Here is a 15890-nt window from a genome sequence, read left to right on the forward strand (position 1 = left end):
GCTGCGGCGACCTACCGCCGCAGCCACTTCACCTCGTACGCCTTCAGGTCGAAGCGCCTGCCGTCGACCTGCGCGCTGATCGTGCGGTTCAGGGTGTTGACCACCAGGACCGTCCGGTCGTCGGCCAGGACGCGCACGTTGGGCACGTCGTCCGGGGCGACGGACACCGTCCTGTACCCGGTGCCCGGCGGGAACGCCCGGCCGAAGCGGGAGACCAGGTCGTGCATGGGCAGCGCCCGGCCGCCGCCGGAGGAGCCGGTCGGGGTCCACAGGCAGCCGGGGCAGTCGCCCGTGCGGTTCTCCGGGTTCCAGTAGAAGCCGGTGGAGGCACCGCCCTTGGCCATGGCGATCAGGCCGGCGGCCTGTACGGCGACGCGGTGCGGCTCGGACCACTCCTTGCGGTCGTCGTTGCGGTCGGCGGGCTCGACGTAGTACTCGGCCCACCACAGCGGCAGTCCGCCCGTCTGCCGCCGTACCCAGCGGCCGACGTCCGTGAGCTTGTCGGTGGCGTGGAACTCGTCGGGCAGCAGGTCGTCGTCCTTGGTGTAGCTGGAGCCGTCCACGACGACGAAGTCGGCGCCCGCCTTGTGCCGGTTCCAGTAGGCGAAGGCGTCCAGGACCCGCTGGTCCATGGCTCCCCAAGGTCCGCGCAGGACGGTGGAGGCGTCCTGGTGCCGTGGGTCGACGCTGTCCATGACCAGGTACGGTCCGCCCACCATGATCTCGGGGTCGACCTGCTTGAGCGCCTTGTGGACCAGGTTGTAGAGGTCGGTGTAGCCCTCGTAGTCCCAGCGGCCCTCGGCGTTGTTCCAGAAACCCTTGAACTCGTTCCAGACGATGAAGTGGCGTACGTCCGGGTAGCGCCTGGCGACGGTCGCGGCGAGGGCCGCGTAGTCCTTGTAGTGGTCGCGGTCGGGGGCGGTCTCCAGGGCCTTCTGGCTCCAGTCGGTGTTGTCCGCGCCGGCCCGGCCGCCCTTCATCCAGTCGGGTGCACAGCACAGCGTGATCACCGGGGTCCCGCCCGAGGCGCGGACGAAGTCGATCCGCCGGTCCAGCGCCTCGAAGTCGTAACGCCCCTTGACCGGCTCGGGGTTGTCGGCGCCCCAGCCCATGATCGCCTGGTTCTGCGGGAGGCCGCCGTCCTTCGACAGCAGCGCCTCGACCCGGCCGGTCGCGGCCGCGTCGCCCTCGTCTGCGCTGAACTGGGTGTGGGTGAAGCCCCAGCCGACGTCCGGCACGTCCGCGTTGCGCGGGGTGGCCGGTGTGCCGTGCACCCTGTCGCCGTCGCGTGTGGTGCCCTCGGTGCTCGCGCCACCTGGCAGCGTGCTGATCAGGGCCACGAGCAGGGCCACCGCCGTCGCTCCCACGCCGAGCAGCGCGGTGAGCCGCCACCGCCCCGCCCCCATATTCCCCCCATGACGTGTCATCAAGGACCACAGTACGGGCGGAAATCATCCGCGGGACAGGGGTGCGGCAGGCTCGGCCCACGACGGGCTCCCTCCGGGCGCCGGCACAGGACGCGCGGGGGAAACCGGGTGCGCACGGCGCCCGCGTGACAGATCATGGCGGCATGTCCGCGAACCCACACGACGCTCTGCCGATCCGGCTCACCGTCGACGACTCCGACTCGCCGTCCGACGTCGTCGACGCGCTGTTCCTCGGCCGCTTCGCGACGGGCGAGCAGCCGTACTCGCACGCGGTGAACATCGACCGCGTGCGTACCGGCGCCACCCTGCTGCCCGAGGACGCCCGGGTGCTGCGCGCGGCCCGCGACGACGACCGCAGCGCGACCCTCGCCGAGGGCGAGGGCTGGACGCTGCTGATCTCCCGGTGGAACCGGGGCGCCGACGTCACGGTCACCGCGACCAGCGCCGAGCTGGCCGCGAAGAAGCTGGAGGAGGCGACGGACGGCGCCGCGGACGAGCCGGAGCCGCAGCCGGAGAACGTGACGATGGGCTTCTGGTACGTCTCGCCCCGGCGCGGTCCACACCGCACCACCCGGCAGATCTCGGCGGGCACCTGGGACGACGTCCGGGCGAACTACACCGCCCCGGTCGCGGACGCCATGGACCGGCTGATGAAGACGACCCCCGAGGACATCGCGGGCCGGCTGCTCCTGCTGCACGGCCCGCCCGGCACGGGCAAGACCTCGGCGCTGCGGACCCTGGCCAGGTCCTGGCGCGACTGGTGCCAGGTGGACTGCGTCCTGGACCCGGAGCGGCTGTTCAGCGACGTCGGCTACCTCATGGACATCGCCATCGGCGAGGAGGACACGGCGGGCAAGGGACGCTGGCGGCTGCTCCTGCTGGAGGACTGCGACGAGCTGATCCGCGGCGAGGCCAAGCACACGGCGGGCCAGGCGCTGTCCCGGCTGCTGAACCTCACCGACGGCCTGCTCGGCCAGGGGCGCAACGTGCTGGTGGGGGTGACGACCAACGAGGACCTGGAGCGCCTGCACCCGGCCGTGGTCCGTCCGGGCCGGTGCCTGGCCCGCATCGAGGTGGGCCGGCTGACCCGCCGGGAGGCGGTGAGCTGGCTGGGCACCGAGGAAGGGGTGGGCCGCGACGGAGCGACCCTCGCCGAGCTGTACGCGCTGCGGCGGGGCACGTCACCGACGGCACTGCCGGAGCCGCGCGAGGGGGCCGACGCGGGTCTGTACCTGTGACGGGTCCCCGGGGGCCGGTGCCGGTGCTTTGATGGGCGTATGACCCTGTTCGTCGGGACGTCGGGCTGGCAGTACAAGGACTGGCGGGGCGTGCTGTACCCACCGGGGTGCCCCGCGCGGCTGTGGCTGGAGGAGTACGCCGCCGCCTTCGCCACCCTGGAGGTCAACAACGCCTTCTACCGGCTGCCCGCGCGGGAGACCTTCGAGAACTGGCGGGAGCGGGTCCCGGCGGACTTCCTGGTCGCGGTGAAGGCGAGCCGGTTCCTCACCCACATCAAGCGGCTGAAGGACCCCGAGGAGCCGGTGCACCGCCTGATGACGCACGCGGCGGGCCTCGGCGACCGGCTGGGCCCGGTGCTGCTCCAGCTCCCGCCGACCCTGCGCGCGGATCCGGGGCTGCTCGACGCCTGCCTGGCGTGCTTCCCGTCCGGCACCCGGGTCGCGGTCGAGCCGCGCCACGATTCGTGGTGGACACCGCGGGTGCGCGAGGTCCTGCGGGCCCGGGGCGCCGCCCTGTGCTGGGCCGACGCCTACGCCCGCCCGGTCACGCCGCTGTGGCGGACGGCCGGCTGGGGGTACGTCCGCTTCCACGTGGGCCGCGCCCGGGCCTGGCCGCACTACGGCCGGCGGTCGCTGGAGACATGGGTCGACCGGATCGCCACCACCTGGCCGGGCGAGCGGGACGTGTACGCCTACTTCAACAACGACCCGACGGGGGCGGCGGTCCAGGACGCGGTGGTGTTCGCGCGGGCGGGCAGGAGCGCGGGGCTGGCGGTGACCCGCACCCCGGCGCTCACCGGTGACCGGCAGAAGGTCCCGCCGGGCCTGTGACGCCGCGGCCGCCGCTCCGAGAAGGCCTACCGCTCCCCGTAGGCCGATCGCATGGCGTCCCGCACGGCGGCGAGCGCGTCGTCCTCGGTGAGCCCGAGCCGCCGCACCCGTTCGGCGTACGCCTGGGCGGCGGCCGCGGCCTCCCGCGCCGCCGCCGAGTCCGCGGCGGCGACGAACGTGCCGTTGCGCCCCCGCGTCTCGATCACGCCGTCCGCCTCCAGCGCCCGGTAGGCCTTGGCGACCGTGTTCGCCGCGAGCCCGAGCGACTCGGCCAGCCCGCGCACCGTGGGCAGCCGGTAGCCCACCGGCAGCACCCCCGACCGCGCCTGCTCGGAGATCTGCGCCCGCACCTGCTCGTAGGGAGGCGCCCCGTCCTCGATGTGGATCTTCAAGGTCACGGGGTGATTGTCCCGCACGCGTACGCGTGGACCCAACGGAAAATGGGAGGCGCCCCGCCGGTCCCCGCCGTAGCGTGCCCCACCATGACCGTGATGATCCGGGAGCTGTGCCCCGACGCGCCGGCCGACCTCGGGGGCTTCGCCCGCGTCCGGCACCTCGCGATGCCGTACATACTCGTCACCCCCGACTCGCTCGTCCACGACCTCACCCACCTGCACCCCGACGCCCACTACCGGCCCCTGGTGGCCGTGGCGGACGGCGAGGTGATCGGCACCGCGCAGGTGCACCTGTCCCACGAGAGCACCGAGCCCGGCCAGGGCAACATCAACGTGTACGTGCATCCCGGGCACACCCGCCGCGGCGTCGGCACACTGCTGGTGCGGGCCGCCGAGGAGCACCTGGCGAAGCACGGGGCGGCCCGGCTGCACTCCTGGGTCCTCGACGAGCCGGGCAACCACGCCTTCGCCCGGTCGCACGGCTACCGCCCCAGCCGCTCCGCCTACTTCCTGCGCCTGGACCTGGCGAACGGCACGCTCCCCCCGCTCCAGGACCCGCCCCCGGGCGTGGAACTGCGCCGGGGCTCGGACTACGCCGACGACCCGCGTCCCCTGTTCGAGCTGGACGCGGAGACGACCTCGGACGAACCGGGCGACGTGGACTTCGAGTTCACCGACTACGAGGCCTGGCTGGAGCAGACCTGGCGGCACCCGCTGCTCGATCCGGAGCTGACCTCGGTTGCGGTGGTCGACGGCCGGCCCGCGGCCTTCACCGCGGCCCGTACCGACGGTGGCACCCGCTACAGCACCGGCATGACGGGCACCGCCCGCGCCTTCCGCGGCCGGGGCCTGGCCAAGCTCGCCAAGAACGACTCACTGCACCGCGCCCGCGCCGCCGGGTACACGGAGGCCTTCACGGGCAACGACACCGGCAACGCGCCGATGATCGCGATCAACGAGTGGTTCGGGTACGAGGTCTGCGCGACGGAGGTGCGCCATGTCCGGGAACTCGGCTGAGCCCCGCGGCCGCCCGCAGGCACCGGCCGAGGTGGACGTCGTCCTCGTCAAGGGTGGCCGCGTCAAGATCCGCTACCGGGGTGTCCTCGTGTCCGACGACGGCACGCGCGTCACCGTCCGGGCCGGGTGGGCGGGCGAGGGCGTCCGCGACTTCGGCTTCGTGCGCTTCGAGCCGGGCGACGTCTTCACCGAGCACTACTGGCGCGACCGCTGGTACTCCGTGAAGGAGGTCCGTGCCGCCGGGGGCGCGCTGAAGGGCTGGTACTGCGACGTCACCCGACCCGCCACCCGCTCCGGCACGGACCTCGTCGTCGAGGACCTCGACCTGGACCTGTGGCGCTCCGCCGACGGCACGGACATACGGCGACTGGACGAGGACGAGTTCGAGGCGAGCGGTCTGGCGCGCTCCGACCCCGGGGCCGCGGCCGCCGCCCTGGCCGCCCTCGACGAACTGGAGGGTCTGGCCCGCGAGGGCGGCTTCGAGTCGCTGCTGGCCTGACTCCCGCAGCGGGCGGCGCCCGCTCAGCCCGAGGCCACCACCGCGTACCGCTCGTCGTCCACCTCCCCGCCCCACAGCCGCGCGTCGGCCGACAGTGACTCGAGGTGGATGTGGGAGGCGAGTGGCCTAAGAAGCATGGTCAGCCGGTCCGGGGGTATGCCGACGGGGGTGAGCGTGCCCCAGACACCCTCGATCAGGACGAGCCGGCCCTCCGGCCGCAGCAACCCCTGCCAGTGCCGCAGCGCGCGGGCGGGGTCGGGCAGCGTCCACAGGACGTGCCGGACCAGGACGGCGTCGAAGCGCTGCCCGCCCACCGGCGGGTCCGCGGCGTCACCGACCAGGAACACCGCGTCGCGGCCGGCGAGCTTCGCGCGGGCCCGCTCCAGCATCGCCGGGGACAGGTCCACGCCCGTCACCCGGTGGCCCTGCTCGGCCGCGAGGAGCGACAGGCTGCCGGTACCGCAGCCGAGGTCCAGGATCTCGGCGGGGCGCCCGGGCAGCCAGCCGCGCAGCCGTTCGGCCCAGGCGGCACGCACTCCCGGGTCGCGCAGCCCGTGATCCGGTTCCTCGTCGAAGACGGCGGCCTGGGCGTCCCAGTCCACCCCGGCCCGGGCCCCGCCGTCGCCGCCGTCGGTTGTCGTATACGCACTCATGCACCCCAGAGTGACACCGGCCACTGACATCGGAATCGTGACAGCCGACACAGACAGAACCGCACCGATGAGCAACTCTCGCCCGAAAGGTCCTACCTCCGTACGAAGACGGATGCGGTAGGCCTCGAAGGAGGCAGCCATGCGCCGAGTGACAGTGCAGAAGCCCCTGAGGAAGACGGAGACCCGCCGCGTCCGTGAGGAGGCCGACGAGCGTCCCGCCGGGCGGCCCGAGGTCCGCAAGGACATCGCGCGCACCTGGTGGCCGGAGTCATGACCGGCGACCGGGCCCTGAGACACGCCGACCTGAGCGCAGTCTCAGCGCTTCCTTAACGCGAGCATAAGGATCTCCCCGCACCGCCTCCGACCGGCGTTTTCGCGGTGCGTTGCGGCTAGCTTCTGATCACCCCCACGGGATTCGTCCCGACCGTGTGTCAGAACTGTCGCCCCGAGGAGTTTCCTGATGCCCGCACGCCGCACGGCCGCCGCCTTCGCCGTTCTCGGACTGGCCCCGCTGGCCCTGACCGCGCTCGCCGCGGCGCCCGCGTCCGCGCACGGCTCCATGGGGGACCCGGTCAGCCGGGTGGCCCAGTGCTACGCGGAGGGTCCGGAGAACCCGAAGTCGGCCGCTTGCAAGGCGGCCGTCGCGGCCGGCGGCACCCAGGCGCTGTACGACTGGAACGGCATCCGGATCGGCGACGCGGGCGGCCGGCACCAGGAGCTGATCCCGGACGGCAGGCTGTGCAGCGCCGGCGACGACGAGTTCAAGGGCCTGGACCTGCCCCGCGCGGACTGGCCCGCGACGGACGTGCGCGGCGGCGCGTACACCTTCAAGTACCGCGTGACCGCCCCGCACAAGGGCACCTTCACGGTCTACCTCACCAAGCCCGGCTACGATCCGGCCAAGCCTCTGGCCTGGGACGACCTCGACCTGTCGCATCCCGTCGCGACGGCCACCGACCCGGCCGCCGCGGACGGCTTCTACACCTTCTCCGGCACGCTCCCCGAGCGTTCGGGCAGGCACCTGCTGTACGCGGTCTGGCAGCGCTCGGACAGCCCGGAGGCGTTCTACTCCTGCTCGGACGTCACCTTCGGCGGCGGGAGCGGCGGCGCGTCCGGCGGCTCCGCCCCGGCACCGGCCGCCTCCGCGCCGACCGAGCGGCAGATCGAGGACGGGGCCGTCAAGTCGTCGGTCGAGCACCACGGCCACGGGGACGACGACCCCCGGACCACGAAGGACCCGGTGGCGCCCGCGTCGGCGGACCCGGCCGCGAGCCCGGCGTCGGACACGGCGACGGACCCGGCCGTGCGGTCGGCCGGTGATACGGACGAGGACGCGACGGCGGACCGTGCCGCGCAGGCCGCCGCCGACGACGAGCCGAACCGACCGCAGGCCGCAGGCAACCCGGTGAACCTGGCCGAGACCGGCGGCGACGGTCGCACCCCGTATCTCGCGGTCGCCGGCGCGGCCGCCCTGGCGCTCGGCTCGGCGGCCCTGTTCGCCTCGGTCCGCCGGCGCGCCGCTGCAGGCGGCGGGCGGGGCCGCTGACGCGGCCCGTCGAACGCGGGGCCTGTCCGGCGGCTCAGGCCGGGCAGGCCCCGAGGCACGTCAGCTGAAGACCGACGCGCAGGTGGTGGCGGTGGCGTGCGCCGGGTCGAGCGCGTTGGCCACCTCGTGGAAGGCGATGCGGTCGATCGTGCCGATCGCCACGTGCTCGGACAGCTCGACCGCGCACAGGTCCTGCAACAGGACGTTGCGCACGTCGGAGCCGGTCAGGTACTGGGTCCGCCACGGCGTGACCACCTCGTCGTACTTGGTGGCGATGACCGTGTAGTGCACGCCGGGCACGGTGTCGCCGCCCTCGTTGAGCTTGGTGAGGAGGGCGGATCCGGTGATCTGGTCGGCGAGACCGGGGGTGGCGGCCTTGAGCAGGTCGCTCGCGCCCGGGAAGTAGGGCAGGAGGTTGGTGAGACCGCTGAGGGTGGTGCCGTGGTTGTCGGGTGCGATGCCGACGAGGGCGTTCACCTTGGCGGCCCCGCCGAGGAACTTCAGGTAGTAGCGGGGCATCATCCCGCCCTGCGAGTGGCCGACGAGGTCTGCCTTGGCGGCGCCGGTCGCGGCGAGCACCTTGTCGACGAAGGCGGCCAGCTGCTCGGCCGACTTGTCGATGGGGCCGAGGCCGTAGAAGAGCGGGACGCCCGGCAACTGGCCGTAGTCGAGGGAGAAGACGCAGTACCCGCGGTCCTTCAGGTACGGCGCGAGGGACAGCCAGTTGTCGACGGAGTTGCCGAAGGTGCCGTGGACGAGGACGACGGGGCGGGGGTGGGCGGCGGAGGGCTTGCAGCTGTAGTTGTTCCAGCCGCTGCTCGGAGCACTGGCCGCGTGCGCGGTGACGGTGGGGGCGGTGGCGAGGGCTGCGGCCAGCAGCAGGGCGGCCAGTGGTCTGAGGGCGCGCTTGAAGGGCAGCATCGAGTGATCTCCTTGCGGCTCAAGGGAGGTACGACGGCACTACGCCCTGTGATCCGGATCACGGGATGCTGTTCACTCGTCAAGTTACGGACGAGTAGCCCACGTGTGAAGTTACGCGCCAGTAAAAACTTCAACCGGTAACCAGAAGTCGTGATAACGATTCTGACGAACCGTCATCACGGCCAAGAAGAACGGGAGTCACGCGGCCAGCGTGCCCGGCATCACCGCCCGCGGCCCGAACCGGGCTCGCGCGCGGTCCGCGACCTCCTCGATACGGCGGATCTTCTCGTCGACGGGGTCGAAGGTGAGCTGGTGGGAGGCCTGTTCGGCGGATCCGAGGCCCTCGGCGCGCAGGGCGAGCGCACGGACCCGGGCACGCTGGAGGCCCAGCGCCTCGTACAGGGCGTACGCGGCGCCGGTCAACGCGGCCGAGTGCGCGGTCGGTTCGGCCAGCGTGCGGCTGCGGGTGGTGCTGGACCTTTCGGCGTAGCGCACGGTGAGTGTCAGGGTGCGGCAGACCTTGCCCAGGGAGCGCAGCCGGGAGCCCAGTTCCCCCGCGGCCGACAGCAGCGCCCTGCGGTGCCGGTCGGGGTCCAGTTCGTCCCGGTCGAAGGGGCGTTCCTCCGCGAGGATGGGGGTCCCCCCTGCTCGAGCGCAGCCGAGAACTTGGGGGAGGGAGACGGCGTTCGGTACCACCCGGCCGCGGTCGACGCCGTTCGCCTTCTCGTGCAGTTCACGGCCGGCCTTCGCGCCGACCAGGCGCTGGAGGGTCGACAGGGGCGCGGCGGCGATCCGGCCGAGGGTGTCGAGGCCGTACTCGTCCAGGGTGCGGGCCGTCGCCGCGCCGACTCCGGGCAGCGCGGTGACGGGCCGCTCGGCCAGAAACCCCGCCACGGCGTCCGGTTCGCCGGGCACCGAGCGCGTGAGTCCGGGCCGGGCGCCCTGCAGGGCCATGCGGGCCAGCATCGGGCCCGGTCCGGCGCCGATCACGCAGTCCACGCCGTGCAGCGCGAGGGTGCGGACCCGGATCACCGACGCCAGTTCGACCGCGTCGCGCCCGAAGTACCTTTCGGCGCCCCGCAGATCGGCCAGCGCCCCGTCCGGGGGCAGCGCCTCGACGACCGGGGTGAACTCCTCGAGAAGCCCGAGCAGCCCCGGCAGGGCGGCCTCGTACATCGGCGGCAGCTGGAAACGTACACAGAGAACCGTCATCCCGCACTCCCTGGACTCTGGTGCCACAACTTCCTTCCACCCGGCGGACCTTCGCCCGCAGGACGCAGATCGGCCCAGGGGTGCATCTCGTACCCCGTGGACATGCGGATCGTCCGGCCGTGCGCGGGGGCGCCGTCGCCGGGCCGCTCCGGTGCCGGTTCGGCCAGGCGCGCCGCCACTTCGTCGAGTCCGCCCTCGGCGCGCAGTTCGGCGAGTTCGGCCAGGTTCCAGGCGGCGGCGCCCACCACGCTGACGCTGCGCGGGCCGCGCCGCTGCACCACGCCGCGCACCAGCAGCAGCCAGGAGTGGAAGACGGTGTGCGCGCAGGCGTCGTGGGAGTCGTCGAAGAAGGCGAGGTCGACCAGTCCGGTGCCGTCGTCCAGCGTGGTGAAGACGACCCGTTTGCCGGACCGGATCGGCGGGGTCTGGGTGGCCGCCTTGGCGCCCGCGACCAGTACCGTCTCACCGTGCCGGGCCTCGCGCAGCCGGCGTGCCGGGATCACGCCCAGTTCGTCGAGGAACGTCCGGTGGTCGTCCATCAGGTTCCGCGAGACGTCCATGGACAGCACACCCAGCTCGGCGCTGAGCCGTTCGGCGTCGGACAGGTCGGGGAGGCCGGCCGCGGCCGTCTTCCTCCCTCCTGCCAAGGGCAGTTGGCCGCCGCCCGCGCCGCGGGCGCCGCGGTGCAGCTCGGTCAGGTGCAGTTGCAGGTCGCGGCGGTTGGCGCCGAACGCGTCCAGCGCGCCCACCTGGGCGAGCCGGGCGGCGATCGGGCGGCTGGGCCGGGCCCGCTCCCAGAAGTCGAGCAGCGAGGCGTAGGGCTGTCCGTCCGCGATGCGCGCCGCCTCGGCCTCGCTGATGCCGTGCACGTCGGAGAGGGCGAGCCGGAGTCCCCACATACCGGAGGAACCGGGCTTCGACTCAGGCACCAGTTCGATACGGTGGGCGACGCCCGACCGGTTCACGTCCAGCGGCAGGATCGGCACCCCGCGCCGCCGCGCGTCCGCCAGCAGCAGCCGCTTCGGGTACATCCCGGGGTCGTGCGTGAGCAGCCCGGCGTAGAAGGCGGCCGGGTGATGGGCCTTCAGCCACGCCGACTGGTACGTCGGCACGGCGAAGGCGACCGCGTGCGCCTTGCAGAAGCCGTAGGAACCGAACGCCTCGATCACCTCCCAGGTGCGGTGAATCGTTTCCGCGTCGTACCCCTCGGCCGCCGCGTGCTGCGCGAACCACACCTTGATCCGCCCCTGCGACTCCGGGTCGGACAGCCCGCGCCGCACCCGGTCCGCCTCGTCGCGTCCGCAGCCGGTCATGAGGTGCAGGATGTGGATGATCTGCTCGTGGAAGACGACGACCCCGTACGTCTCCTCCAGCGGTTCCTCGAGGTCGGGATGCGGATAGCGCACCGGCGCCCGCCCGTGCCGTGCCTCGATGAACGGCCGCACCATGTCGGCGGCGACCGGGCCGGGCCGGAACAGGGAGATGTCGACGACCAGGTCGTGGAACGTGGCCGGCTGGAGCCGGCCGACCAGGTCGCGCTGGCCCGGGGACTCGATCTGGAAGCAGCCGAGGGTCTCGGCGGAGCGGATGAGCCGGTACGTCGCCGGGTCGCCGGCCGGCAGGGAGTCCAGGTCGACCCGCTCCCCCGTGGTCCGCGCCACCTCCGCGACCGCGTGCGCCATCGCCGACTGCATCCGCACGCCCAGCACGTCCAGCTTGAGCAGCCCGAGGTCCTCCACGTCGTCCTTGTCGAACTGGGACATGGGGAAGCCCTCGCCGCTGGTGGGCACGACCGGTGTACGGGACGGCAGGGAGGCGTCGGAGAGCAGGACCCCGCAGGGGTGCATGGCGACCCCGCGCGGCAGGGCGTCCAGGGCCTCGACCAGCTCCCACAGCCTGCCGTACCGGTCCCGCTCCCCCGCCAGCGCCCTGAGTTCGGGCAGCTCGTCGAGTGCCGCGCGGGCGTCGCGGGCGCGGATGTGCGGGAAGGACTTGGCGATGCGGTCGATGTCGGCGGGGTCCATGGACAGGGCGGCCCCGACATCGCGGACGGCGTGCCGTACGCGGTACGTCTCCGGCATGGCGACGGTCGCGACCCGCTCGGTGCCGAACCGGCCGATGATCCGGCGGTAGACCTCCAGCCGGCGCGCGGACTCCACGTCGATGTCGATGTCGGGCAGGGCCGTGCGCCGCTTGGACAGGAAGCGCTCCATCAGCAGCCCGTGCTCGACCGGGTCGGCGTGGGCGATGCCGAGGAGATGGTTGACGAGGGAGCCGGCGCCGGAGCCGCGGGCGGCGACCCGGATACCCATCTCCCTTACGTCGTCGACGACTTGGGCGACGGTGAGGAAGTAGGTGGCGAAGCCGTGGTGGGCGATGATGTCCAGCTCCCGGTGCATCCGCTCCCAGTAGTCCCGGCGGCCCGCGTAGCCGTGCAGCACCATGCCCGCCGCCGCCCGGGAGGCGAGCACGCGCTGGGCGGTGCGGCGGCCGGCGCCGACGAGGTGCGGCTCGGGGAAGCGGACGGTGCCCAGGCCGAGGTCGTCCTCGGGGTCGACCAGGCACTCGGCGGCCGTGGTCCGGGTCTGCTCCAGCAGGCGGTGGGCGGCCCCGGGGCGGAATCCGGCGGCCTCCACGATCCGCTCGGCCGCGCGCAGCATGGCGTCCGGTTCCTTCAGCCAGGCCTCGCCGGAGTCCAGCTCCTTGGCCGGATCGATGGGGACGAGCCGGCGGGCGGCGTCCAGCACGTCGGCGACCGGGCCCTGCCCCGGGTCGGCGTACCGGACGGCGTTGCTGAGCACGGGCCGGATCCGCTGCTCGGCGGCGAAGCCGACGGTGCGGGCGGCCAGGCGCAGCGAGCCGGGTCCGGTGCCCGCGCGGCCGTGCCAGACGGCCTCCAGACGCAGGGCGTCGCCGTAGGTCTCACGCCAGGGCACGAGGAGTTTCGCGGCCCGGTCGGGGCGGCCGGCGGCGAGGGCGCGGCCGATGTCGGAGTCGGGGCCGAGCAGGACGGTCAGGCCGTCGGCGCGGTCGCCGGGCCAGGGCAGCAGCGGGGTTCCCGGAGACGGGGACGCCCCCTGTGCGCGCGGGGCGGTGGGGCCGGCGTGGGCGGCGGTGACCAGGTGGCACAGATCGGCCCAGCCGCGGGCGCCGGCGCGGGCGAGGAAGGTGACGCGGGGAGCCGACTCGTCGACGAAGGCGCCTCCGCGCACGGGGGCACGGCGCCGGTCCCGGCGTACGGGGTCCATGGTCTCCACCGCCAGCTCCACGCCGAACAGCGGGCGGACGCCCGCCGCCGCGCAGGCCTTGGCGAAGCGGACCGAGCCGGCCAGGGTGTCGCGGTCGGTGAGCGCGAGCGCGTCCATGCCCCGTTCCGCGGCGCGCTCGGCCAGCCGCTCCGGGTGCGACGCGCCGTAGCGCAGGGAGAACCCGGAGGCGGTGTGCAGATGCGTGAAGTCCGGCATCCGCACCTCCCGCACTCGCGAGCGTCACCGCTCTCGAACATCCGTTCCCATCTCTCTCACCCCCACCATAAACCAATTTCCGAACGTGTGTGCGACATCCGTTCGAGCGTCTCCCACCTGCGCAAACACCCGGCGGTCACACGAGAGCCCCGCCCTCGGGAGGGCGGGGCTCTCGCCGGTCACGGGGAGGCCGGGGCCGGGATCAGCCGATCCGGGCGCCGGTCGCCGAGAGGGCCTCGGTGACCGGCTGGAAGAAAGTCACACCGCCCGAGGCGCAGTCGCCGCTGCCGCCGGAGGTGAGACCGATCGCGGTGTCGCCGTCGAACAGGGAGCCGCCGCTGTCACCGGGCTCGGCGCACACATCGGTCTGGATCAGACCGCTGACCGTGCCCTCGGCGTAGTTCACGGTGGCGTTCAGACCGGTGACCGTGCCGCTGTGCACCTGGCTCGTCGAACCGCTGCGGGTCACCTTCTCGCCGACGGTCGCGTCGCCCGCTCTGGCGATCGCCTGCGTCGAGCCGTTGTAGAGGTTCACCGTGCTCGGGTGGTCGACGCTCTCGGTGTACCGGACCAGGCCGAAGTCGTCGCCCGGGAAGCTGGACCGCTCGTTCTGGCCGATCACCGTGCCGCCGGCGTCCGACCAGGTGGAGATCGCCTCCGTGCAGTGGCCCGCGGTGAGGAAATAGGGCTGGCCGTCCTTGACCACGTTGAAGCCGAGCGAGCAGCGGCCGCCGGAGCCGGTGATCGCGTCACCACCCGCGACGAAGGGCTTGAACTCCCCCTTCGAACGCCTGAGTTCGGCCTTGGCGCCGAGCCCGTCGACGACCTTGCCCAGCCTGGCCCACTCGGACCCGGAGACCGTGCTGTCGGCGGTGACGACGACCTTGTTGGTCACGGGGTCCGTCGCCCACGAGGTGCCGGGGATGGCCGCGTCCTTCTCCAGCGTGGTGCGGGCGCCGGTCAGTTCGGCGAGGGAGTTCCGTACGACTCTCGCCTTGGCGCCCGCCCGCTCGACGGTCTCGGCGGTGCTCGCGTCGAGCACGTTCACCACGAGGCTCTTCGTCGTGGCGTCGTAGTACGTGCCCGCGGCGTCGGAGCCGAGGTCCCGCACGAGCGTCGAGGCCAGCTTTCCGGCCGCCGCGGACGAAAGGGTCCGGGCCTCGGGGGCCTTGGCGGGTTCACTGGCGTTCGCACTCTGGAAGGTGAATCCCGCGACGAGCAGGGCGGCGACGCCCGCTCCCGCCACGGCCGCACGGCGTCCGGGTATGCGTCGATGCTTCAACTGACGTCCTCCTGTGGGGGGTCGGCCCGACAGGTTGTGGGGACCCGGCGAGCCGGAAGGCGGTTGAACGGCGCCCACTATTCCGATGCCCCCAGAGGCACACAAGGCCGAGTTCTGGACGTGTGTACGTCAACCGGCGTACTCCCCCTGCGTATCGGCCCGCGCGCCGAGATCACCACGGGAGCGTTCACGCAACATTCACAGCGCAAACACCAGAGGCGGGTGACCGGCGCCGTTCCACCAGGCCTGGTCCTGGCCCGAATTCGGCCCTCAGGGCGCGCGATCCACGAGGGGCGCCGAGCGTCGCTGACCCGCGCCCGGCGTATCGCGCGCGCACAACGGCGAGCCCCCGCACGCCGGTCGCGTACGGGGGCTCTGCGCTGTCGGGCGCCGGGCCGCGCACATCGCGGCCCGGCACAGGGGGAGGTCAGCCGATGTGGACCCCGTACGCGCTCAGCGCGGCGGTGACCGGCTGGAAGAAGGTCGTGCCGCCGGAGGTGCAGTTGCCGCTGCCGCCGGAGGTCAGACCGTAGGCGATACCGCTGTTGGAGTACAGCGAGCCGCCGGAGTCACCGGGCTCGGCGCAGACCGTGGTCTGGATGAGGCCGTTGACGATCTCGCCGTTGCCGTAGTTGACCGTCGCGTTGAGGGCCGTGACCTTGCCGCTGTGGATGCCGGTCGTCGAGCCGCGCCGGTAGACGGTGGTGCCCACGGACGGCGTGGCCGCGCTGGTGATGTTCACGCTGCCCACGGCGCTCGGGTGGGCCACCGAGGTGTTGGTGTAGCGCACGATGCCGTAGTCGTGGCCGGGGAAGGAGGAGCCGGCCGTGGTGCCGAGCGTGGTCGAGTGACCGGAGTTCGACCACCAGGTGCCCGCGCCGTCGGTGCAGTGACCGGCGGTCAGGAAGTAGGAGTTGCCGCTGTTGTCCTTGACGTTGAAGCCCAGCGAGCAGCGCCAGCTACTCGCATAGATGGCGTCGCCGCCGGAGATGAGCTTGTTGAACTTCCCGGAGGCGTGCTTGATGGTCAGGGCAGCGGAGTTGGTCCCGGCCTGCCGCTGGATCCGGGCGATGTCGGCCTGGGAGACCGTGCTGTCGACGGTGACGACGACCCGGTTGGTCTTGCTGTCGACAGTCCAGGCGGTGCCCGGGATGTCGGCCTTGAGCACGGAGTCGCTCGCGGTGGTGAGCTGCGCCGCACTGAAGGTGGTGGGAGTGTCGGACGCGCTCGCGTTGGGGACTGCGAACGCGGCCGCGGCCACGAAACCGGAGGCGATGGCGATCAGCCGGGTCCGTCTCGTCATGCCGCCGAGGGGAGTGGTGCGCTTGATCCTCACTTGTCGTTCCTCCACAAAGGAAGTCGGGGGCCCGCGTGGGGTCGGGGCCCGTGAGGCGCAGTCAGCGGA

General features: G+C 72.9%; 14 protein-coding genes. 6 read left to right on the forward strand and 8 right to left on the reverse strand.

Annotation, left to right across the window (positions count from 1 at the left end; translation table 11 throughout):
- Nucleotides 1-11: 11 nt before the first annotated feature.
- Nucleotides 12-1427: a GH39 family glycosyl hydrolase gene (locus OIE49_RS08790; protein ID WP_326801827.1), complete on the reverse strand. Its 1416-nt coding sequence runs from the start codon at nt 1425-1427 to the stop codon at nt 12-14.
- Nucleotides 1428-1570: 143 nt separating this feature from the next.
- Here OIE49_RS08790 and OIE49_RS08795 point away from each other — a divergent pair, with 143 nt between their 5' ends.
- Nucleotides 1571-2665 (forward strand): DUF5925 domain-containing protein, encoded by a 1095-nt coding sequence (locus OIE49_RS08795; RefSeq protein WP_100567682.1) that lies wholly within the window; start codon nt 1571-1573, stop codon nt 2663-2665.
- Nucleotides 2666-2704: 39 nt separating this feature from the next.
- Entirely contained in the window at nt 2705-3496 is a 792-nt protein-coding gene (locus OIE49_RS08800) for a DUF72 domain-containing protein (RefSeq protein WP_326801828.1), read from the forward strand.
- Between the two features lie 26 nt (nt 3497-3522).
- Here the strand turns inward: OIE49_RS08800 and OIE49_RS08805 are convergent, their stop codons facing one another.
- Nucleotides 3523-3894, reverse strand: coding sequence for a GntR family transcriptional regulator (locus OIE49_RS08805; protein ID WP_326801829.1), 372 nt, complete (start codon nt 3892-3894; stop codon nt 3523-3525).
- Between the two features lie 84 nt (nt 3895-3978).
- On the opposite strand from OIE49_RS08805, the gene OIE49_RS08810 reads away from it, so the two are divergent.
- Both OIE49_RS08810 and OIE49_RS08815 read left to right on the forward strand, forming a co-directional pair.
- The gene (locus OIE49_RS08810; RefSeq protein WP_326801830.1) at nt 3979-4908 is read left to right on the forward strand and encodes a GNAT family N-acetyltransferase; all 930 of its coding nucleotides are present in this window, start codon (nt 3979-3981) and stop codon (nt 4906-4908) included.
- Nucleotides 4889-5407 (forward strand): DUF402 domain-containing protein, encoded by a 519-nt coding sequence (locus OIE49_RS08815; RefSeq protein WP_326801831.1) that lies wholly within the window; start codon nt 4889-4891, stop codon nt 5405-5407. Before OIE49_RS08810 ends, OIE49_RS08815 begins: the two co-directional genes overlap by 20 nt.
- Before the next feature lie 23 nt (nt 5408-5430).
- On the opposite strand, the gene OIE49_RS08820 is transcribed toward OIE49_RS08815, so the two are convergent.
- Entirely contained in the window at nt 5431-6060 is a 630-nt protein-coding gene (locus OIE49_RS08820) for a class I SAM-dependent methyltransferase (protein WP_326801832.1), read from the reverse strand.
- Nucleotides 6061-6199: 139 nt separating this feature from the next.
- Here OIE49_RS08820 and OIE49_RS08825 point away from each other — a divergent pair, with 139 nt between their 5' ends.
- Nucleotides 6200-6334, forward strand: a complete 135-nt coding sequence (locus tag OIE49_RS08825) for a hypothetical protein (RefSeq protein WP_100567676.1) — start codon at nt 6200-6202, stop codon at nt 6332-6334.
- A gap of 186 nt (nt 6335-6520) precedes the next feature.
- Entirely contained in the window at nt 6521-7606 is a 1086-nt protein-coding gene (locus OIE49_RS08830) for a lytic polysaccharide monooxygenase auxiliary activity family 9 protein (protein WP_326801833.1), read from the forward strand.
- 60 nt (nt 7607-7666) lie between these two features.
- On the opposite strand, the gene OIE49_RS08835 is transcribed toward OIE49_RS08830, so the two are convergent.
- The 5 genes from OIE49_RS08835 to OIE49_RS08855 all read right to left on the reverse strand — a co-directional run bounded on the left by OIE49_RS08835 (nt 7667) and on the right by OIE49_RS08855 (nt 15821).
- Nucleotides 7667-8527 carry an esterase/lipase family protein gene (locus OIE49_RS08835; protein ID WP_326801834.1) on the reverse strand — a complete coding sequence of 287 codons (861 nt, stop codon included), beginning with the start codon at nt 8525-8527 and terminating at the stop codon, nt 7667-7669.
- Nucleotides 8528-8725: 198 nt separating this feature from the next.
- A complete protein-coding gene (locus tag OIE49_RS08840; protein ID WP_326801835.1) occupies nt 8726-9739 on the reverse strand; it encodes a DNA polymerase Y family protein in 1014 nt (337 codons plus the stop codon).
- Nucleotides 9736-13203: a DNA polymerase III subunit alpha gene (locus OIE49_RS08845; RefSeq protein WP_326801836.1), complete on the reverse strand. Its 3468-nt coding sequence runs from the start codon at nt 13201-13203 to the stop codon at nt 9736-9738. Before OIE49_RS08845 ends, OIE49_RS08840 begins: the two co-directional genes overlap by 4 nt.
- Before the next feature lie 202 nt (nt 13204-13405).
- Nucleotides 13406-14485, reverse strand: coding sequence for a S1 family peptidase (locus OIE49_RS08850; protein WP_326801837.1), 1080 nt, complete (start codon nt 14483-14485; stop codon nt 13406-13408).
- 427 nt (nt 14486-14912) lie between these two features.
- Nucleotides 14913-15821 carry a S1 family peptidase gene (locus OIE49_RS08855; protein WP_100567670.1) on the reverse strand — a complete coding sequence of 303 codons (909 nt, stop codon included), beginning with the start codon at nt 15819-15821 and terminating at the stop codon, nt 14913-14915.
- Nucleotides 15822-15890 lie beyond the last annotated feature (69 nt).

Origin of the sequence: Streptomyces sp. NBC_01788 (assembly GCF_035917575.1) — a bacterium.
Classification (GTDB): Bacteria; Actinomycetota; Actinomycetes; order Streptomycetales; family Streptomycetaceae; genus Streptomyces.